Origin of the sequence: Rheinheimera sp. 1928-s, from assembly GCF_029269265.1 — a bacterium.
Classification (GTDB): Bacteria; Pseudomonadota; Gammaproteobacteria; order Enterobacterales; family Alteromonadaceae; genus Pararheinheimera.
Window position 1 is genome coordinate 421,702 of the sequence record NZ_JARIXP010000003.1, and the last position, 19,747, is coordinate 441,448.

At 51.1% G+C, this 19,747-nt stretch carries 18 protein-coding genes; 10 read left to right on the forward strand and 8 right to left on the reverse strand.

Annotation, left to right across the window (positions count from 1 at the left end; translation table 11 throughout):
* Nucleotides 1–59 precede the first annotated feature (59 nt).
* The 6 genes from leuD to P3C17_RS09665 all read right to left on the reverse strand — a co-directional run bounded on the left by leuD (nucleotide 60) and on the right by P3C17_RS09665 (nucleotide 6,322).
* On the reverse strand, nucleotides 60–701 hold the full coding sequence (gene leuD / locus P3C17_RS09640; RefSeq protein ID WP_300929238.1) for a 3-isopropylmalate dehydratase small subunit: 642 nt from the start codon (nucleotides 699–701) through the stop codon (nucleotides 60–62).
* On the reverse strand, nucleotides 701–2,137 hold the full coding sequence (gene leuC, locus P3C17_RS09645) for a 3-isopropylmalate dehydratase large subunit (RefSeq protein WP_300929239.1): 1,437 nt from the start codon (nucleotides 2,135–2,137) through the stop codon (nucleotides 701–703). Before leuC ends, leuD begins: the two co-directional genes overlap by 1 nt.
* Before the next feature lie 49 nt (nucleotides 2,138–2,186).
* Nucleotides 2,187–3,107 carry a hydroxymethylglutaryl-CoA lyase gene (locus tag P3C17_RS09650; RefSeq protein WP_300929240.1) on the reverse strand — a complete coding sequence of 307 codons (921 nt, stop codon included), beginning with the start codon at nucleotides 3,105–3,107 and terminating at the stop codon, nucleotides 2,187–2,189.
* Between the two features lie 22 nt (nucleotides 3,108–3,129).
* The gene (locus P3C17_RS09655) at nucleotides 3,130–4,329 is read right to left on the reverse strand and encodes a CaiB/BaiF CoA-transferase family protein (protein WP_300929241.1); all 1,200 of its coding nucleotides are present in this window, start codon (nucleotides 4,327–4,329) and stop codon (nucleotides 3,130–3,132) included.
* Nucleotides 4,330–4,477: 148 nt separating this feature from the next.
* A complete protein-coding gene (locus tag P3C17_RS09660) occupies nucleotides 4,478–5,488 on the reverse strand; it encodes a hypothetical protein (protein ID WP_300929242.1) in 1,011 nt (336 codons plus the stop codon).
* A 57-nt stretch (nucleotides 5,489–5,545) separates the two neighbouring features.
* Nucleotides 5,546–6,322, reverse strand: a complete 777-nt coding sequence (locus tag P3C17_RS09665; RefSeq protein WP_300929243.1) for a hypothetical protein — start codon at nucleotides 6,320–6,322, stop codon at nucleotides 5,546–5,548.
* 404 nt (nucleotides 6,323–6,726) lie between these two features.
* Between P3C17_RS09665 and P3C17_RS09670 the strand changes: the two genes are divergently transcribed.
* Nucleotides 6,727–7,500 carry a GntR family transcriptional regulator gene (locus P3C17_RS09670; RefSeq protein WP_300929244.1) on the forward strand — a complete coding sequence of 258 codons (774 nt, stop codon included), beginning with the start codon at nucleotides 6,727–6,729 and terminating at the stop codon, nucleotides 7,498–7,500.
* A gap of 69 nt (nucleotides 7,501–7,569) precedes the next feature.
* On the forward strand, nucleotides 7,570–8,025 hold the full coding sequence (locus P3C17_RS09675; protein ID WP_300929245.1) for a DUF2141 domain-containing protein: 456 nt from the start codon (nucleotides 7,570–7,572) through the stop codon (nucleotides 8,023–8,025).
* A 64-nt stretch (nucleotides 8,026–8,089) separates the two neighbouring features.
* Here P3C17_RS09675 and P3C17_RS09680 read toward each other — a convergent pair whose 3' ends face one another.
* Together P3C17_RS09680 and P3C17_RS09685 are read right to left on the reverse strand one after the other, a co-directional pair.
* A complete protein-coding gene (locus P3C17_RS09680) occupies nucleotides 8,090–9,394 on the reverse strand; it encodes an MFS transporter (protein WP_300929246.1) in 1,305 nt (434 codons plus the stop codon).
* Nucleotides 9,395–9,402: 8 nt separating this feature from the next.
* Nucleotides 9,403–10,113, reverse strand: a complete 711-nt coding sequence (locus tag P3C17_RS09685) for a hypothetical protein (RefSeq protein ID WP_300929247.1) — start codon at nucleotides 10,111–10,113, stop codon at nucleotides 9,403–9,405.
* A gap of 164 nt (nucleotides 10,114–10,277) precedes the next feature.
* Here P3C17_RS09685 and P3C17_RS09690 point away from each other — a divergent pair, with 164 nt between their 5' ends.
* From P3C17_RS09690 to P3C17_RS09725, 8 genes are all read left to right on the forward strand, one after another.
* The gene (locus tag P3C17_RS09690; protein ID WP_300929248.1) at nucleotides 10,278–11,960 is read left to right on the forward strand and encodes a nitrilase-related carbon-nitrogen hydrolase; all 1,683 of its coding nucleotides are present in this window, start codon (nucleotides 10,278–10,280) and stop codon (nucleotides 11,958–11,960) included.
* A 52-nt stretch (nucleotides 11,961–12,012) separates the two neighbouring features.
* On the forward strand, nucleotides 12,013–12,762 hold the full coding sequence (locus P3C17_RS09695) for a hypothetical protein (protein WP_300929249.1): 750 nt from the start codon (nucleotides 12,013–12,015) through the stop codon (nucleotides 12,760–12,762).
* A 78-nt stretch (nucleotides 12,763–12,840) separates the two neighbouring features.
* Nucleotides 12,841–14,109, forward strand: a complete 1,269-nt coding sequence (locus tag P3C17_RS09700) for an acyl-CoA dehydrogenase family protein (protein ID WP_300929250.1) — start codon at nucleotides 12,841–12,843, stop codon at nucleotides 14,107–14,109.
* Nucleotides 14,110–14,125: 16 nt separating this feature from the next.
* Nucleotides 14,126–15,562 (forward strand): aldehyde dehydrogenase family protein, encoded by a 1,437-nt coding sequence (locus tag P3C17_RS09705; protein WP_300929251.1) that lies wholly within the window; start codon nucleotides 14,126–14,128, stop codon nucleotides 15,560–15,562.
* A 15-nt stretch (nucleotides 15,563–15,577) separates the two neighbouring features.
* Nucleotides 15,578–17,038, forward strand: coding sequence for an aldehyde dehydrogenase family protein (locus tag P3C17_RS09710; protein ID WP_300929252.1), 1,461 nt, complete (start codon nucleotides 15,578–15,580; stop codon nucleotides 17,036–17,038).
* Nucleotide 17,039: 1 nt separating this feature from the next.
* Entirely contained in the window at nucleotides 17,040–17,870 is an 831-nt protein-coding gene (locus P3C17_RS09715; RefSeq protein WP_300929253.1) for an alpha/beta hydrolase, read from the forward strand.
* A gap of 10 nt (nucleotides 17,871–17,880) precedes the next feature.
* Nucleotides 17,881–18,480, forward strand: a complete 600-nt coding sequence (locus P3C17_RS09720; protein ID WP_300929254.1) for an isochorismatase family protein — start codon at nucleotides 17,881–17,883, stop codon at nucleotides 18,478–18,480.
* 20 nt (nucleotides 18,481–18,500) lie between these two features.
* Complete coding sequence (locus P3C17_RS09725; protein WP_300929255.1) at nucleotides 18,501–19,724, forward strand: FAD-dependent monooxygenase; 1,224 nt, start codon at nucleotides 18,501–18,503, stop codon at nucleotides 19,722–19,724.
* Nucleotides 19,725–19,747: the final 23 nt, after the last annotated feature.

The following is a 19,747-nucleotide window of genomic DNA, read 5'->3' on the forward strand; positions in this document are numbered from 1 at the left end:
GGAAAAAAACGGGTTGGCTATCAGTTGGAGGGAACCCGCTGCAGACCAACCCAAAGAACCTACCTCAAGGTTAAAAAATAATAAGGGTGTGTCGCTTTATGCTGGCCTTCAAAGATTCGGATCACCTCACGCTGTAACAAGGTGGTGGCCACGTTATCCAGGCCCTGCAGCATTTTTTCCCGACGCTTGGGCTCAATGTTAAACCTCATGTATTCGCCATCGGGCAATACAATCACAGTCTGGTCTAAATCAACGGTTAACCGTAGTCCCAGCTCAGCTAAACCAAACAATCGCTCAATCTGCTCAGCCGTCAAACTAATAGCTAATATGCCGTTGTTAAAGCAATTGTTGTAGAAAATATCGGCAAAACTGGTGGCGATAATCACCCGAAAGCCCATATCCCGAATGCCCCAGACCGCGTGTTCACGGCTGGAACCACAACCAAAATTTTCGCGCGCTAATAAAATACTGGCGCCCTGATAAGCTGGCTGATTCAGTTCAAAATCCGGGTTTGGCCGCCTGCTGTTGACGTCTATCTCAACATCGCCGCTATCCAGATAACGCCAGTCATCAAAAGCCCAGCCACCGTAGCCCGTTTTGAAAATACATTTTAGATATTGCTTCGGCATAATGGCGTCTGTATCCACATTCGCTCTGTCCATGGGAGCAACCAGGCCCTGATGGGAAATAAAAGCTGCCATTAGAGCTCCCCTCCCAGTGATGCCAGTTCCACCTGCCGGATATCCACAAAGTGACCGGCAATAGCCGCAGCCGCCGCCATAGCCGGAGACACCAGATGGGTGCGTCCGCCTTGACCCTGCCGACCTTCAAAATTCCGGTTCGACGTCGAAGCACAACGTTCACCACTGGCGAGCGAATCCGGATTCATCGCATTACACATGGAGCAACCGGCATAACGCCATTCCAGCCCGGCTGCAGTAATGATTTTATCCAGCCCTTCGGCTTCGGCCTGCTGTTTCACCAACCCTGAGCCTGGCACCACCATGGCGCGTTTAATGGACGGCGCCACCTGTTTGCCCTTGACCACTTTGGCCACGGCACGGATATCTTCAATCCGACCATTAGTGCAGGAACCGATAAACACCTGATCCAGCTTCAAAGCTGTCATGGCCTCACCTTCACTGAGCGCCATATACTGCATGGCCCGTTGCCAGTCTGAGCGCTGCACCGCATCTTTGGCAGCCGTTAAAGGAGGCACTGTGGAGGTCACCGGAACCACCTGATCGGGTTTGGTGCCCCAGCTCACCTGAGGCTGAATATCTTCGGCCCGGATCACCAGCTCTTTATCAAACTTAGCATCGCTGTCACTGACCAAACTGCGCCAGTACTTTACCGCCTGTTGCCATAGTTCACCTTTGGGCGCATAAGGACAGCCACGCAGGTAATCTTCCGTGACCTGGTCATAAGCAATCAGGCCACTTCTGGCGCCGGCTTCAATGGTCATATTACAGACCGTCAAGCGGCCTTCCATCGATAAACTCTGAATGGTGCTACCAGCGTATTCAATCGCATAACCTGTGCCACCCGCTGTGCCTAACAGTGCAATGATATGCAGGATTAAGTCTTTAGCCGTGACACCAAACTGCAACTGGCCCTCGACCCGGATCCGCATGTTTTTGCATTTTTTCTGCTGAAGGCACTGAGTAGCCAGCACATGCTCGACTTCTGAAGTACCAATGCCCTGCGCCAGCGTGGCAAAGGCGCCATGAGTGGAGGTGTGGGAGTCACCACAGACTATGGTCATGCCTGGCAGTGAGGCACCTTGTTCAGGGCCAACCACATGCACTATGCCCTGGCGATGGTCCTGCAACTTAAAGTAGGCAATCTGGTGTTCATCACAGTTATCGTCAAGGGTGCTGACCTGAAGTAAGGCCAACTTATCCACAAAACCCGCTTTGCCTTTTTCACGATCCGTTGTTGGCACCTGATGGTCCGGAGTCGCCAGAACAGAATCGCTGCGCCACACAGGACGCCCCGCCAGCTTCAGCCCTTCAAATGCCTGCGCTGAGGTCACCTCGTGAATAATATGACGATCGATATAAATCAGTGCCGATTCGTCATCCCCGGATACCAGATGGGTTTGCCAGATTTTGTCGTATAACGTTTGTCCACTCATGATCATTCTTCTTTGTTAACATCAGAAAAAGACGAAGCTCAGTCGGAGCTTACAGTCTGGACTTTTGCAGTTGTAAACTACGCCATTGATGCGCGCGGCCACCCGTTGTTGTGCCGGTCATTTCACCAGCCAGTTGACCAACTGCCATCAGTCGCGCCAAATCAATGCCCGTTTGAAAACCCATCTGCTGTAGCATCATCACCACATCTTCAGTGGCTATATTGCCGGTGGCACCTGGTGCAAAAGGACAACCCCCCAGTCCGCCCACTGAGGCATCAAAACGACGGATGCCTGCCTCTAACGCTGCGTAGACATTGGCCAGCCCCAGAGCCCGGGTATCATGAAAATGGCAGGCCAGCGCCTGACCGGACTGTTGCGCGGCCAGCTCTTTCATCAGGCTATGCACTGCATTCGGCATTGCTGCACCAATGGTGTCGGCGATCACCAGTTCATGGGCGCCAAATTCGCTCAGTTGCGCGGCCATATTAAGTACAACTTTTGGATCAGTCTTGCCTTCAAACGGGCACTCCCAGGCCACCGCAATACACGCCATTACATCAATTGCATCAGATTTGGCTTGATGAATAATATCTCTCGCCTGCGCCAGTCCGTCCGCAATGCCCATGCGCACATTTTTCTGGTTCATGGTTTCTGACGCGCAGACCACCAGCAACACAGCTTGTGACCCTGCCTCTCTGGCCAGTTCGTAGCCTCTCTGATTCGGCACCAGAGATTGCAGATAAGCGCTTTTGTTGATACCAGCCTTATTCAGGCTGGTGACAATTTCTGCAGCACCAGCCATGGCCGGCACGGCTTTGGGCGACACAAAGCTGCCGACCTCAATAGAAGGCACACCAGCGTCCACCAGCGCATGGATCAGTTGTAAACGCTGCTGTGGCGTTAGAATTCTGGCCTGATTTTGCAGGCCATCCCTGGGGCCTACATCATTAATCCGCACAAAGTCGTTCATCTTTGATCCCATCCCAACAGGCTCAGGCCACAATGCCTTTGCGCTTTAATTCGTTGATTTCATCCGCAGAAATCTTCAGCAACACCGACAGCACATCGTCTGTGTGCTGACCTATATATGGTGCTGCCGAGAAGCTTTCTTCATTGGTCCGTGACATTTTGATTGGATTCCCTGGCCCCTGGGTTTTTTTGCCATCCGGATGATGCAAGTCGACCACCATATTGCGGTGCCTTACCTGCGAATCGTTTAACGCATCACTGAACTTGTTGACAGGAGCACAGGGAATACGCGCCGCTTCAAGCAAACGGATCCAATGGGCATTGGTATTCGTCGCTAACAACGTGTTCAGCGTGGCATCAATAAAGGCTTTATCCGCAAAACGTCCTGGCTGGGTATCGTACTTTTCGTTGTCAAACTCCTTGATCTGCACCACCTTTTTCAGGTTCTGCCAGAAGTTATCCGTGATCACCGCCAGAATGATGTGACCATCCTTGGTTCTGTAACTGTTGTAAGGCACGTGGACAAAATGCGAATTGCCAATTGGATAAGGATTTTCACCAGACAAAAAGTGCATGGTGGCCATATAGTTAAGCATCGAGATCTGGCAGTCGAGCATAGAGATATCAACATGCTGGCCTTTGCCGCTGCTGTTGCGCTCGACAAGAGCCCCCAAAATCCCCATCACACCAAACATACCCCCGCCCAAATCACCAACTGGAATGCCAGCGCGGATTGGCTCGTCGGCAGCATGGCCAGTAATCGACATACCGCCGCCAAAAGCCTGAGCTACCTGGTCAAAAGCGGGGCGGTTTGCCGCAGGCCCCTGTGAACCAAAACCAGTAATGGTGCAGGTAATAATACGTTCGTTGTACCTGGCCAGAGTGTCGTAATCTATGCCAAGCCGCTCAGGCACTCCTGGACCAAAATTACTGATCACCACATCAGCTTCACGCACCAGCTTATAAAATACCTGCTTACCTTCGTCGGTTTTCAGATCGATGGCCACAGAGCGTTTATTGCGGTTCAGCGTAATAAAATAAGCACCAAAGCCATCAAGGGAGTTTTTCGGATCCGTAGCCAGCAGCTTGCGCGTGCCTTCGCCCTGCAGCGGTTCAACTTTAATAGTATCTGCGCCCATATCCGACAAAATCATTGCGCCATAAGGCCCGGATAACATATGAGTCAGGTCAATAATTCTGATACCAGCTAAAGGTTTATTCATGCGTAGGATCCAACTGCCAGTTAATTTTAATCACAATGATATAACTTTATATCATTTAAGATTTTTCAGCAAGCATTGTGCAAGGACTGTTGCAGTGCTACAGAGTAATGTAGCCACAAACTCAGAATAGGGAGGACGACAACGCGGCTTAACGCCGCGGCAGGTTGTTCAGAAAAAAACGGGAACTGGCTTTGCCGAGCAGGTATAAACCAACAAAAAGCCCAACTCCAAGGTAAAGCACCAGCGGAATGTGGAAGATTTCCAGTCCCCTGATCAAATCGCTTTGGTAATACAGCAGGACCACCGCCAAAAACAACGCACTGAGTGTTCTAATCACGCGCTGGCTCAGGCCCAGGCCATAGATTTGCGTGACAAAAAATATCAGCGCAAAACCGAAGACAAACATAGAGGCTGCTTCGCCATGCACAGAGGCATAAGCTACCAGCGCACCGTGGACCAGCACAAAGCTCTCTAACAGCACTGTCCAGTATTTGTTGCGATGAAAACGGGTAAAAAACAAACTGCCCTGCAACAGCAGCAGAAAGGTGTAAAAGTTGCCGAGTAAATGGCCTAAGGTGGTTTCAATCGGATGAAACCAGAAGGTGTAAATAATGGCCCAGGCAAAATAGTAACCGTGATACTGCCTGACTACAGCATAAGCCTGATCAACACCAGAGAGCTTTTTGCCAAAGAATAAACCACGGCGTTTGTGCTCTATCACTAACACCATTATCAGCAAAATAATCACCGCAAACTGGGCACTTAAGTTACTAACATCCTGCGCCAACCCGTCATAAAACATCCTGGTCTGGGCTATATGCAACAGAATAAACAGCAGGTTCACACCAAGTGCATACCAATTAACTTTATGTAAGCCAAAGGAGTGATAAAAAGAGAGGCCAGTCTGGCTGTCGGCAGACTGGGTAGAATAACTGGTTTTAGCGCTGTAAATCAGCCACCAAATCGCCAGCTGATGGCAACCATATAAACTCCAGGCGCTGAAGTGGCTCCAGAAATCAGGATCGGGCCTTTTCCAGTAATACCACAAAGCGCCCTGATCAGGCGCAAAGGAGATATGCTCACTGTAAGGCCCCAACAGCCAAATCAGAACAGTTAACGCAACACAGGCGAAAATTCCAAGCGGTAAACTAAAACGCATAGCCACTCCTGCTTGTCTGTCGATCCACAGAACGTCACAGCCGACTGCTGCCCTCGACTAAAACTCTTCCAGCAACCGCCCCATACCTGTAATTTTGTCGTTAACACCACAGGCACGTAGCGCGTGCCAGACGGTGCAGGTATTGATAGGCAACATCGGCTTACCCAGAATATGTTCAAAACTGGGAAAGATATCCACGGTTGATAAGTTGGTTCCGCACTGAATAATGCAATCCACATCATCAGCGTCCACCTCATAGATCGCATCCACCACCTGTTTTATCGTGGTTTCTGCAATAGCTGTTGCCGAAGGACGGTTCAGCCCTTTCACCTTGTGGACTTCAAAGCCGATGTCGCTGAAAAAACGGATCACGTTTTCATCGCCGACCTGTGGATAAGGCGTAATCACCGATATTTTTTTACAGCCAAATTTCTCTAATGCGTCCTTGGTGGCAGCAGCCCCGGTGGTTAAACCCAGGTCACCAATCTGGTCCTTAATATCACGTTCAAAAGCGATATTGCCCTCCAGCCCCCCCCAAAAGGTTTCAGCCGACATGCCCAACATAATGTGGTTTACTTTGGCACTGAGTACATTACGAATTGAATAAGGGATCTCGCCACGCATAATTTCCAGAAAACGTTCAAACACCTGATTATCCGTCTCACCGGTTTTAGCAACTTCGTCGGCCCAGTTACGTAACTCGATAAAAAAGCGCGAAGGATGCCAGGTTACGCCATCCAGCCGTAATTTCTGCAGATCGTACTCCACACCTGTATTGGTAGAAGGAATAATGACGCCAATTTGAGCCCGGCGTGCTATTTGGTAGTTATCCATTAAAACTCCTTAGTTCTCTGCGCAGCAAGGCTGCCTGATGCTGAAATCCAGATACATTGCCTCATTTGATTTAATGATATATCATTTAAGTCAAACCAAAGCTATAGAATTTATTCGGAATCCACAACCACAGAATGAGAGACACTAAAGGCTGAGCCAAAAGCAAGCTGAAAACACTGGTCAGAACTTGAAAACTCAGAGGCAACAAAGGTTAAACAGATCCAATCCGTCAATATCTGCGTTTAACTGCAGTATAATCTTTGTTATAATTGTTCTAATTATATAACATAGTAAATTGCTATTTTTTTAAGCGTTTCACTAAAGCTGGTGACTCGGGCTATGCTGAGTGCTACTGAGTAAAACTCCTTGACCCGGTGTAATCACCCTCAAAAAGACATGAGCTTATGACATTTGAACAACTGTTAGCTGATCCACGCTTAAAACACGCTATTTTAAGCGATGTTCCTACCCCCTTGTACCATCAGGTTTATTTGTTTCTGAAGGAAAAAATTCACTTAGGCGAAATACCCTATGGTGAAAAAATGCCAACAGAACATCAATTGTCCGATGTGTTTGGCGTGTCCAGGATTACCGCCAAACGCGCTATGGATGAGCTGGCAGACGAAGGCTACATCAGCCGTCACAGAGGCAAAGGCTCGCATGTCACCTATAAGCACCGCGCCGAACAGTTAAACGCCCCTATTGCCGGTTTACTGGAAAGCCTTGCCATTATGGGCCGCGAAACTCAGGTTCAGTCGCTGATGTTCCGTAAAGCCATTCCACCACTGGATATTCAGGAACGTTTCGGCATAGACGGGCAAACAGAACTGGTTCAATCTCAGCGCATCCGCTTGTCAGATGGCGTGCCCTTTGGTTATTACGGTAGTTGGACCCGAGATATCGGCGAGTTCTACAGCGAAGAAAACCTGTTGAAAATGTCGCGGATGGACATCTTCAGAATGGCGGGCATTGAGCTGCATTTGGGCATGGTGAAGCAGTCCGTCACCGCTACTCTGTCAAATGTGGAGACTGCCATGCATTTAGGTATTCCGACAGGTAAACCACTGCTGGTGTTGGATCGTTCAATGTACGATAAAAACGGTGAACTCTTTGATCATATGTACGCCGTGTACCGCCCGGATCAATACCAGTTTGAGATGGAATTCTCGATGAAATAAACACTCTGCGCTGGCAGTCGAAGGTGCCGCTATCAGAGCCTGTTGAAATGTAAAGTAAAAAGGAATGATATGTACGCAAAAACCATCACGGCTGCCAGCCTGTTTGTCGCCAGTTTAAGTGTGGCCGGCATGGCTTCAGCCCAAAACCTGACTGTGATCTTATCCGGACTCACATCCGAACAAGGGCAACTGGTCGTCCGGGTGTATAACAGCGAAAAACATTGGTTATCCGATAAAACAGACGAGATTTTCCAGCAACAGAGCTTTGCGCTGCAAGGCCAGGTCAAAGACGCAACCATACAGTTCAGCCTGGAATTACCCGCCGGCGACTATGCTTTATCGCTGTTTCAGGATAAAGACAACAATGGTGAGCTGAAAAGCAATTGGATTGGCATCCCCAAAGAGCCAGTTGCAACGTCCAATAACGCCAAAGGCAGCATGGGACCACCTGATTATAAAGACGCCGTATTCCAGATTGCTGACCAGCCCGCTGTGCAGCAACTGAATTTAGCCTCTATTGATTAAGTGCGCAGGACTTGCAGCCAGCAACTCAGCTCAGAACCTGTGAGCTGAGTGCAATGCCAACTGACTATTGCTGATTTAACGGCACTATCTTGTTTTTCACCAGCAGACCCCAGACAAAGACTATCAAACCACAAAAGCCAACAAACACAAAAGGACCGGACCTATCCCAATGATCATATAAATAACCACCCACTACACTGGACACCAAAATACCTATGGCACCACAAAGGTTAAATATACCAATCACGGCACCACGTTTTTGGGCCGGTGTCTGCTGCGAAATCAGCACGCCTGAGGTAATAATGGCGCCAATTTCACTCAAACCTATAATCACCACCACCACAATCATGCCGCCACCAAAAGGGTCTGAAATCAGGTAGGTACTGCAATAACCCACAAAAGTTATAAACAGAGCGATCAACAAAGCAGTCACACGGTTCAGTTTGTCAGTAAGCAGACCAAACAGCGGAGCACTCAGCAGTGCCACACTCTGGGCTATGGCCACAATAATACCGGCTTTTTTCAGTGCATCAGCAGCCGTCATTCCTGCTTCCTGTGTGCCATGGTGCGACAGCCACAAGGTCATAAAAGCTCCGACTATGGTCAGATTCGCGCGTGAAACAAAAGCTGCACCGTAGGCCAATGCAATTCCCGGTTCACGGGCCGCTTTGACGCCATCAACCATCAGCGACACTATACTTTGTTTATGCTCCTGATCCGATGACTGACGAGCCTTTAAACCACGCACAGACAACAAACCAACCACCACGGCAAAGCCCGCCACAATCATATACGTCTGGATCCCGGCTTCAATGGCTGACATCCCCTGCTGCTGAAAAACTGCAGGTAAACGCAGTAACACGAACAATGCGATCACTGCACCTATGCCGTTGCAGACGCCTTGCAAGCCTGCCGCTTTCCCTCTGTTGATGTCCTTGGCATAATCGGCCAGCAGGGTCACGATCATGCAGGTGGCCGATGCTATACCCAGGCCATAAATCACCCGGTACAGGATCAACTCGTTCACGCTCTGGGCATGCGGGTACAAATACATCGCCACAGCAACCAGCATAAATCCCAGTACTATAATCAAACGGCGGCCGAGTTTATCCGATAATGCCCCCCAGACTCCTACCGAGCCAATGATGGCCATTTCGCCCCAGAAATTCAGCTTGCCGCTGACCACGCCCTGTTCAGTCGTCGGGAGCTGCATCATTTCGTTAAACAAAAACGGCTGAAAGGCATTAATAAAAGTGCCGAACAAAATAGTAGCGACACAGGTTAAGTAAAAGGTGGACATGTGCCAGGCCGTTACACCTTCGTTGACACGAATGCCTAAGTATTTTTTTTCTGCCACTGAATCTGACATGCTGCTTCCTATAAATTTGTGCTAAGGCTATGATCCTGAGATTGGATCTGACGGTGTTTTTTATAAAGCATCAAGGCAGCAGCTAACAGCGCGCCCTGGGTAAAGGCATTGAGTATTTGCTCCACCCACTGCACAGCTTCGTCCTGATGCCCCAGACGGGCCAGACCGGCCAATACAAAAACACCCACTAAATTCACCACGAACAATACCGCACTAGCGCGCAGGTTTAGCTGTAGGCAGTGTCTGACTGCATGCCAAATCAACACCACATTCGACACAGTCACCAGCACCAGCAAAGCCAGAAACCACTTGCGCTGTTCCGGAAATGCCACAGCAAGATAACCGGCAATGCTGGCAAAGAGCACAATAATCAGCAAAGGCCAGGCAAAGGTATAACCAGGTGCAGGACGCTGCTGGTAAGCTTTTCTGGCCGACCATAAATAATAAGTGAGCAAGGTAAAACCCGGTGCGAGGAAAATAAAAAAGCAGTTATTTAATACCGGATAATGCACCTCTGTAGCGGCAATCAGGAATTTCCAGAACACCTTACAAAATCCACCGGTAATAATCAGCAAAGCCGACGCCAGCACCTGCGTTCTGATCGATGGATGGATCAAGCCAATGGCGCGCGCCAGATATAGTAAACCAGCGCTGGATAACAACACCGGAATAAAATCAAACAGGGCTAAGCCCATACTGTACTCAAACTCGTTCGTCATTTTTTCTCCCACCCTGAACATTTTTGCTGACTCAGCTTAACTCATGTTATATTGTTATATCAATTAATTAAAAGAACAGTTATCTTGTTTCTTGTCATGGCTGTTTAACTGCAAAAACTCAGGACAACAAATGCTATGGCTCAGATGATAAAAAAGGAAGAACCATGATCCGTGTTGCCGCTGCCCAATTTGCTGTGACTAACAATGTACAGGACAATTTAGCCACCTGTTTACGCATGATAAAACAAGCCGCTTTATGTTCACCTGATCTCATCGTGTTACCGGAGTTTGTTAATCACAATTCCTGGTATGACAATCAGGCACATTGTTATGAAGTGGCTATTGCTTTGGATGGCAACTTTCTCAGCAGCATCAAAGCCGCCGCCGCAGAAGCCAACGCCTATGTGGTGTTGAACGCCACAGTGCAGCGCCCGGAGCTTGGCGAGCAGCACTGTACCGGCACCAGCTTACTGATTTCCCCAAGCGGCGAGTTGCTGGCGCAAAATAATAAACAGGTGTTGGTGGGGCATGAAAACGATTTTCTCGACAGAGCCGACACTGAAGGGCCGGTGATCAACACCCCGATCGGCACGTTAGCCATGTATTCCTGTATGGATGGCGTGATCAACGAAACGCCTCGCGGGTTAGCACTGCGTGGTGCACAAATTCTCTGTAACAGTCTGAATTCCTTCGCGCTGGATGAAGGCGATCTGCATATTCCGGTGCGGGCAGCAGAAAACAAAGTGTTTGTTGTAGCGGCCAATAAGGTTGGCCCGCTGATCCCGGAACCTTTGCTGGTGCCCGTGTCTGAAGCCACCCGCATCCCGCTGCATTTTTTAAATGGTGCAGGTGACAGCCAGATTGTCGCGCCGKATGGCACGGTGTTGGCGCTGGCCGGTAAAGATGAAGAAGTCATTTGGGCTGATATAGATCCAGAATCAGCTACTGATAAAAAACGACCCGACGGTACCGATATCATCAGGCAGCGCCGCCCTGAACTTTATCAGGCCCTGGGGGAAAACCCGGCAACCCAGAAGTTACCGGAGTTTAACGGAGTACAGGATTTGTCCGTCGCCGCCATCAGTATTGCCAAGAAAGGCACAGAGGCGCTGAACGAAGCAATCCATGCAGTGCAGGCCCACCCACAACATAAGCTGATCTGTTTACCTGAATTGTTCTGGCTGGCTGGCACCCAATACGCTGAACAACAAGTGGCAATGAGTGAACAAGTGGTGACGAGTCTGGCTGACGCCTGCGCAGCAGATCAGTATGTGGCCACCAGCATAGTGCGCCAGCATGGTGACAAACTGGCACATTGCGCCGTGTTGATCAGCCGCAAAGGCATTGAGTTTATTCAGGGCCAGGTGCACTTTTCCCAGCGTTTTGCCTGGTCAGCCTTGTGCGACAACTTTGAAGTGTATCCAAGCAGCTACGGCAAGCTGGCGCTGATGCTGGAAGATGATGCGATTTATCCTGAAAGTTTCCGATTGATTGCACTTCAGGGCTGTGAAGTAGTGCTGGCTCCGGTGCGGCAGCAGGAAGCCTGGCAGTCACAAACCGGCTTGCTGGAACGGGCTTCAGAAAACCGGATAAACATTGTTTCAGCCAGCACAGAGCCGCAGCATAACCTGATCTGCATTTTGCAAAAAGAATTCACCATTATGACGCCATGGCAAGAACGTGAGTTTGACGGCCTGCTCAGCGCTGGCGTTCAAATTAGCGGTGAGACTGGCAAGCCTGTCACCAGCGCTACTGTTCATCCGCGCGCTGCTCATAATAAAGTGTGCTCACAAAACACTGATTTAATAGCAAATCGTCCATGGAAACTGATGCAGGCCATGCTGTAAGCCGCCTGCATGGATTCAGACAACGACTCAGACAAAAACAAAGAGAATCACCATGTCCCAATTATCCGTAGATCAAAAATTGTCCTTAGCTCAGGAATTATCCGACGGCACTGTCGATAAGATAGTGGCGAAATACGCGATGAAAGAAGTGCTGGCCAGCGACGGTGGCCCTTTTATGACCTTAATCAGCCATCTACCTATGGCGCAAGGTGTTGTCGGCAAAGTAAGGATCTTTGCAGGTGGCCCACTGCATAAACTGGTTACCTGTTCCATCGTCGTACCGCAAATTCAGCTGGATTCCCACATGCTGTACGGTTTTATGCCTGCGGACAGCGCCGTGCCGCACTTTACGCTCGACTCAGTCAAAGCCGGTGAACACTTTGCTTTTCACCTGGATTTAACCCCACGGGTCGATTTAGGTGCCCACACAGACTACATGAATCAGGTGTTCTGGCCATTAACCGACAAATTTAACGCCGCCGAAGCCCTAGACGGCATAGAACAGGCGCATATCTCACCACGGCAACGGGCCATCATGTCGCCCTGGATGCTGGTACACCGCGCCACAGAAACCGCCTTTAAAACCCTGTTCAGCCACGTCGACGGTTATCTGAAGTATTGGTATGGACTGGTAGACCAAGGGGTAGACAGCCCGGTCTCTGCAACCGAACTGGCCGTGCGGGATAAAGCCAACCGGGCCGCCATTTTCAGCCCGGAGATTGATCCGGTGTGGAAACGTATTGAAGGTCTGATTGGCACGCCAGCCAGTGAACAGTTGCGCGCCATTCTTCGCGGTGAATAAAAAGCGTGGCGAATAGCCAGCAAGACCAACCAATCCAGTGAAACCAGGAATAACAAGCAGAGCAGCATAGGAAATCCCATGAAATTAACAGCCGAACATTTCATTGAAAACATGAGCGCCGAAGAAAAACAACGGGCGCAGCGCGTAGAGAACATACTTCCGCTGCTCAAAGCAGCGGCCGCGCAAGTAGACCGTGATGGTGAATTTCATCTGCCGCATGTGAAAACCTTCAGTGACGCCGGGCTGCTGGGACTTATTATTCCAAAAGAATATGGCGGCCTCGGTGGTGGTTTGCGTGATATGGCAGCCGCTACTTTTGCCATTGGCACTGTCTGCCCGTCCACCGCGCTCTGTTTCTTTTTTCACTGCTCCTCAGCTTCCCGTGGCTTGTTAGCCTTAGAAGCCCTCGAAGCCGGCTTGTTTAACGCCGAAGAAGCAGGACTGGTTAAAACCTTTGCCGAAAAAGTGCTGCGGACCATGGGCCAGAACGGACAATGGCTGGCTAACTTTGCCAGTGAATCGGTGAAGTCGGAAAAAGCCGCCATCACCATTTCCACCAAAGCCCGCAAAGTTGCAGGTGGTTATCTGCTGAACGGCGTCAAAGCTTTTGGCTGCGCTACCGGCATTGCCGATCAGTATCTGGTCACGGCCAGTCTGGAAGGTTATGACGACGCCAGCGGTCTCGCCACTTTCTTCGTGGCCAAAGATGCCCAGGGTGTCAGTGAACGACAAAAATGGGACGCCATTGGTATGCGTGGCTCGGCCACCCATGGCCTGATCCTCAAAGACGTTTTTGTCGCCGACGACGACGCATTGGCTGTACCCGGCGCTTTTGTGCGCTGCATGCAAATGAGCCGCGGCAGTTTTGTCGGCAATCAGCTGGCCAGTATCGCCGTGTACTTAGGCCAGGCGCAGGCCATTTATCAACAAACCCTGAGCACCCTGACCAGCAGCAAATTTGGCGATTCGGATAAATCCATCGCCAGCTCGCCAATGCACCAGCAGCTGATTGGCCAGATGATGTGTGATTTAGAAACCGGCACCTTGTGGTTACGCCGCCAATTAGAGCTGGAAACCGCCGAACCGGAAATTTTGCCAAAACAAGAGGTGGTCAAACGCTGGCGGCTCTGTAAAGGCATAGTGGCTGAGGCTGGCTTTAATCTGGCAGTTAATGCACTGAAATGCACCGGCACCACAGGCACAGGTTTCTCTTCACCCAGCGCACACGGCTTACGTGAGATGGCGATGGCTCTGGTGCAGGCCTTTCCGGCTGAACGTGGCCGTCTGATGGCAGCGCAAATGGAAGTGGAAGGTGCCGAACAAAACCAGTTTGGTGTAAAACGCTAAGTCAGGTAAAAAGAACATGAACCAGCTCCCGCAACAACAAAACTATATCAACGGCCAGTGGCAACACCCTGAGCTGGATTTGCAGCAGAGTCTGCACAATGCCAATACCGGCGAAGCTATAGGCAAGCAATACAGCAGTTCAGAGGGTCAAATCAGCAGTGCCATTCAATGCGCCAGCGCCGCCTTTGCCAATGGCGGCTGGTCAGAACTGAGTTATGCCGAACGTGCTGATTATCTCGATAAAATCGCGCACAACATGGGTCAGCACAGCCACAGCATTAAGATTTGTGATGCATTGCAAACCGGCGTATTGCAGTCGCTGACCTCACAGTTTGCCAGCGTCTGTGCTATGGCTTTTCGCAACGCCGCCAGGCTGCTGCGCACTTTGCCAGCCGAACAACATTATGAAGGCGACCATCAAAACCCTGTAATTCTGCAGCGTTTACCCCTGGGTGTGGCGGCCATTATTGCCCCCTGGAATGCGCCCTCTGGTATTGCCTGCCACAAAATTGCCAGTGCGCTGGCGGCCGGTTGTCCGGTGATCTTTAAACCCTCGGAATGGGCAGCAGGTTCAGCCCAGGCTATAGCCCAAGCCATTGTCGACGCCGATTTACCGCACGGCGTATTTCAACTGTTACATGGCAACGGCAAAGTCGGCGCGGTTTTGTGTGCCGATGATAGGGTTGCAGCTGTGTCCTTTACCGGTGGCGCTTTGGGTGGTCAAGCTGTGGGCGGGGTTTGTGGTGCCAATATCAAACCTGCGCAACTGGAACTGGGCGGTAATAACGCTTTGGTGGTGCTGGAAAGTGCCGATCTGGACGCAGCAGCCRCTGGCGTGATCGGCGGCCTGACCACGTTAAACGGCCAGTGGTGCCGTGCTTTGGGACGCTTAATTGTGCACAGTGCTGTCGCAGATGAATTACTCGACAAAGTGAAACAGCGACTGGCGAAGCTGGTTATTGGTCCATCCACTTCACCCGACAGTCAGATGGGGCCTTTAGTGCATCAGGGCCATTGGCAGCATGTGCAGCAACGCATCGCCGAATACGCCGAACTGGGCGCCGGACTGATCCGTCCAACTCCTGTACCAACAGAGCTGAAAGGCTGGTTTATGGCCCCAACACTGATCACCGGCTTACGCGGCGGGCAATGTCTGGAAGAAATTTTCGGCCCGGCCGCTACTGTGCATAACTTCAATAGCGCTGAGCAAGCCACACAACTGGCCAATCAAACCCAGTATGGCCTGGCCGCTTATGTGTTTGGAGAAGAAAAACCCGCCTGGCAAATGGCCCGCACCCTGCGTGCTGGCGTGATCAAAATTAATGGGGTGTCGCTGTTTGCACTGCGTGGAGATTTACCACGCGCCGCCTGGGGTAAAAGTGGCCTGGGTGACGAGGGCACAAGCGAAACCTTTGAGTTTTTCCGTGGCACCCGGGTTATTGGCGTTGCCTGAGCGAAGAGAGAACCCATGATCAAACAAACAGAACTTTTAATTGGCGGCCTTGATGTCCCCCCGCAGAGTGGCCGCTATTTTGACGTACTGGCCCCAGCAACAGAGCAGCTGTTTGCCCGCGCTGCTCAGGCAAGCGCGCCGGATGTGGAGCTGGCCGTCAGCACAGCCCGTCGCGGCTTTAAAACCTGGTCGGCACTAGCACCTAAACAACGCGAAGCGGCGCTGCTTAAAGCCGCCGATATTGTTGCAACCCAGGGCATGACCCGCTTACTGGATCTGCTGATTGACGAAAGTGGCTCCTCCTTGACCAAAGCCAGCTTTGAAATTAACTACACAGTGGATTTATTGCGCACCGCCGCTGGTGAAGCCAGACGGTTGTACGGCGATACCTTCCCGAATGACAACCCAGAGCGACTGTCTATGGTGTTTCGTCATCCGGTTGGCATAGTAGCTGTGGTATCGCCTTACAATGCGCCCCTGTCGCTGCTGACCAAAATGGCTGCCTTTCCGTTGGCGGCAGGCAACGCTGTGGTGATTAAACCCTCAGAACAAACCCCGACTATTGCCATTGAGTTTGGCAAAATTCTGATCGAAGCCGGAGTACCAGCCGATACGGTGAATGTGGTGACCGGCTTTGGCGTCGAATGTGGCGCGCCGCTGGTAGAACACCCGGACGTGAACTGTATAGCACTGACTGGCTCAACCCAAACCGGTATTCATATTGGTGCTATGGCGATGAAACGTATGGTGCGCGCTCAGCTGGAACTGGGCGGTAAAAGTGCCGCTCTGGTGCTGGATGATGTCGATCCGGCCAAAGCTGCCACGATTGTGGCACAGGGCATTTTTACTCACGGTGGCCAGATTTGTATGGCCAACAGCAGGGTGATAGTCACTAAAGCCATTTATGCCGATTTTATCGCCGCGTTAAAAACGGCAGCGGAACAGTTGCCAATTGGCGATTTGCGTGACCCAAAAACCCTGTACGGCCCGCTGATTAACCGCGCTGCGGTGAATAAAATCAGCCAACATATTGCCGAAGCTGTGGCGGCAGGGGCTGAAATTCTGACGGGCGGTAAAGCCTTGCCTTATGCCAATGGCGAACCCAGCCTGGTGTTTCAGCCGACAGTACTGCTGAATTCCCCTTTGAGTTGCAGCGCCTGGCGCGACGAATCCTTTGGTCCTTTAACTAACGTGGTAATGGCGGAGGATTTGGACCATGCGATACAACTGGCCAATGACTCACAGTTTGGTCTGTCCGCCTCTGTGCTGACCAAAAACATTTATGCGGCGATGCGCGCCGCCAAAGAAATTGACGCCGGCTCAGTGCATATTGGTATGCATTCGTTTCAGAGTAACGCGTTGGCCCCTATTGGCGGCAGTAAGCTGTCAGGCCTTGGCCGCAGTGGCGGTGCCTATTCCACCGAAGAATTTACTGAACTGAAATGGGTCAGTATCGAACTGAATGCGGTGCTTTAACATGCTTCACCAAAACAGTATCACTAAAGGCTATGCTCAAACCCAACTGGGGCAGATCCATTACCTGCACACCCCGGCAAGCGCCGGGCTCCCCACTTTAGTACTGCTGCACCAAACTCCCAGCAGCGGCGAAATGTTCCGGCCACTGATGCAACTGCTGGCCAACGACTTTTATTGCATAGCACCGGATTTTATTGGCTTTGGTAACAGCGACCCTGTGCCTGACCAATACGGCGGTACACACAGCGTCGCGCTGTACGCCAACAGCGTCTGGCTTTGTTTGCAGCAATTGCAGGTGCAGGCACCAGTGTTGTTTGGCCACCACACAGGCGTCGCAGTAGCAGCCCAGCTGGAACACGAGCATCCGGGCTTTTGCCACCAGCTGATTTTTTCCGGCCCAACTCTGCTGAGCGACACGCAAAAACAGGCGTTACCCGCTGCTGTGGTGGATGCCAGTCTGGATGAACAAGGCGATTTTATGCAACGCTACTGGCAAAAAATTCGTGGCAAAGACAGCAATGTACCGCTGCAGCTTAGCCTGCGTGAATGTCTGTTAGCGCTGCGTTTAGGCGACAGTTACAAAAAGGCCTATCAGGCGGTAGCCAAGCAGGATTTTGCTGCACAAATCGCGGCGATTCAGTGTCCGACTCTGGTGTTTGCCGGTGAGCGAGACGTGCTGCACGCTATGGTCGCGCCCACTGTCGCGCTGTTACCCCTGGGTCAGGCGGCAAACATTGGCGACGCTTCCACTTATGTCTGTGAAACCCACAGCAAGCAGTTAGCGCAACTGATCAGGCAGTTTTGCAACACAGCCAACCCGGCTATTCAGTAAGGCGGATTTAATGGATTTACAACGAAACTCTATAGGCTTAGGCCACAGACCCGCCCTTATTCTGGTGGATATGATTAACGGCTTTACCGACCCAAACTGCCCACTAGGTGCAGAATGTGAAGCTGTGGTGGCGCATAACAAACTGCTGCTTGATGCCTTTCGCTCTGCAGGCTTGCCGGTGATTTTTACCACTGTGGTGTACCACGGCCCGGCACAGGCCAGCATATTCAGGGCCCGCATCAATGCCCTGAACCTGCTGACGCCGGATTCACACTGGGTCAAAGTTGATGCACGGCTGGCGCCACGGCCCGACGAAATGCTGCTGGAGAAACGCTGGGCCAGTGCCTTTTTTGGCACAGATTTAGCCCAGCAGTTGCTGGCATTAAAAGTGGATTCTTTAGTAGTGACAGGTCTCACTACCAGCGGTTGTGTGCGCGCTACAGTGGTAGATGGCCTGCAGCATAACTACCCAGTGGTCGTGGCGGAAGAAGCGGTTGGCGATCGCAATCCGGAGGCCCACAAAGCCAATTTGCATGATATGCACGCCAAGTACGCCGACGTGCAGCAGTGCAGCCAAATCCTTAACTTTTTACAACAACCTTCAGCTTAACCCTACAGGACAGCAGTATTATGGCAACTTCTTCTGCAAGCAGCTCCAAAGACCCCATTATTATTGCCGGGGCTGGCCCGGCTGGCTCCTTATTGGCTTTGTATTTAGGCCAGCGCCATATTCCAGTGGTATTGCTGGAAAAAGAAGCCAGCTTACCTATAGATCTGCGCGCATCAACCTTTCATCCGCCTTCGCTGGAAATGCTGGACGAAGTAGGTCTTGCCGGAACCATGATCGCCAAAGGCCTGGTAGTAGACCGTTATCAGTACCGCGACCGCAAAACCAATGAAGTGGCAGAATTTAATATGCAGCTGATTGCCGACGAAACCCGCTTTCCGTTTCGTTTGCAGTTAGAACAATACGAAATGACCCATCTGGCACAGGAAAAACTCAAAGAATGCCCCAGCGTCACTATGCTGTTTTCACATCAGTTGATGAGCTTTGAGCAGGATGAAAATGGTGTCACTGCTATAGTCCAGAGCCCCAATGGCGAACTGCGGATTGCCGGTAGTTTTGTCGTCGGCTGTGAGGGTGCATCCAGCAATGTGCGTAAATCGGCCGGCATAGGTTTTGGTGGCTTTACCTACGACGAAAAGTTTCTGGTCGCCAGCACCTCCTTCCCGTTTGAGACGGTGTTCGACAATTTATCTTATGTTAACTACGTGGCCGACCCAGACGAGTGGTGTGTGATTTTACGCACCGAAAAACTCTGGCGCGTATTGTGGCCCACAGATCCACAAGAAACCAAGCAAGATAAATACCTGACCGACGACTATATCCAGCAGCGGCTGCAGCACCTGTATGCTAAAGAAGGTGATTACCATATTGGCCACCGCACCTTGTACAACGTGCACCAGCGCGTCGCTGAAACCTACTTTAACGGCCGCGCCATTCTGGCTGGTGATTCCTGCCATCTGAATAACCCACTGGGTGGCATGGGCATGAACGGCGGCTTGCACGACGCCTTTAATCTGGCGCAAAAGCTGACTGCCATCATGCTGGAAGGCGCGGCTTACACGCCGCTGTTTGAACAATACAACCGCCAGCGCAAAGACTTAGCGGTGCGTTTTGTGCAGGAACACACCATAGCCAATAAAAAGCTGATGGAGTCAACAGATCCTGATATTCAGCACCAGCGCCAGCAGCACTTTATGCAAACCGCCGCCGACCCGATCAAAGCCAAAGCCTTTATCATGGAACGCGGCATGCTGAATTGTGTACGGGAATCTTTGTTGGTGGAGTGATTGATTTAAGAGGGGCTGGTTGG

Excerpts from the sequence above, each read along its gene's own strand:
- P3C17_RS09670 (WP_300929244.1), top strand. The coding sequence starts at position 6,727 with ATGACATTTGAACAACTGTTAGCTGATCCACGCTTAAAACACGCTATT.
- P3C17_RS09665 (WP_300929243.1), bottom strand. The coding sequence starts at position 6,322 with ATGGATAACTACCAAATAGCACGCCGGGCTCAAATTGGCGTCATTATT.
- leuD (WP_300929238.1), bottom strand. The coding sequence starts at position 701 with ATGGCAGCTTTTATTTCCCATCAGGGCCTGGTTGCTCCCATGGACAGA.
- P3C17_RS09660 (WP_300929242.1), bottom strand. The coding sequence starts at position 5,488 with ATGCGTTTTAGTTTACCGCTTGGAATTTTCGCCTGTGTTGCGTTAACT.
- leuC (WP_300929239.1), bottom strand. The coding sequence starts at position 2,137 with ATGAGTGGACAAACGTTATACGACAAAATCTGGCAAACCCATCTGGTA.
- P3C17_RS09695 (WP_300929249.1), top strand. The coding sequence starts at position 12,013 with ATGTCCCAATTATCCGTAGATCAAAAATTGTCCTTAGCTCAGGAATTA.
- P3C17_RS09720 (WP_300929254.1), top strand. The coding sequence starts at position 17,881 with ATGGATTTACAACGAAACTCTATAGGCTTAGGCCACAGACCCGCCCTT.
- P3C17_RS09715 (WP_300929253.1), top strand. The coding sequence starts at position 17,040 with ATGCTTCACCAAAACAGTATCACTAAAGGCTATGCTCAAACCCAACTG.
- P3C17_RS09675 (WP_300929245.1), top strand. The coding sequence starts at position 7,570 with ATGTACGCAAAAACCATCACGGCTGCCAGCCTGTTTGTCGCCAGTTTA.
- P3C17_RS09650 (WP_300929240.1), bottom strand. The coding sequence starts at position 3,107 with ATGAACGACTTTGTGCGGATTAATGATGTAGGCCCCAGGGATGGCCTG.
- P3C17_RS09680 (WP_300929246.1), bottom strand. The coding sequence starts at position 9,394 with ATGTCAGATTCAGTGGCAGAAAAAAAATACTTAGGCATTCGTGTCAAC.
- P3C17_RS09700 (WP_300929250.1), top strand. The coding sequence starts at position 12,841 with ATGAAATTAACAGCCGAACATTTCATTGAAAACATGAGCGCCGAAGAA.
- P3C17_RS09655 (WP_300929241.1), bottom strand. The coding sequence starts at position 4,329 with ATGAATAAACCTTTAGCTGGTATCAGAATTATTGACCTGACTCATATG.
- P3C17_RS09685 (WP_300929247.1), bottom strand. The coding sequence starts at position 10,113 with ATGACGAACGAGTTTGAGTACAGTATGGGCTTAGCCCTGTTTGATTTT.
- P3C17_RS09710 (WP_300929252.1), top strand. The coding sequence starts at position 15,578 with ATGATCAAACAAACAGAACTTTTAATTGGCGGCCTTGATGTCCCCCCG.
- P3C17_RS09725 (WP_300929255.1), top strand. The coding sequence starts at position 18,501 with ATGGCAACTTCTTCTGCAAGCAGCTCCAAAGACCCCATTATTATTGCC.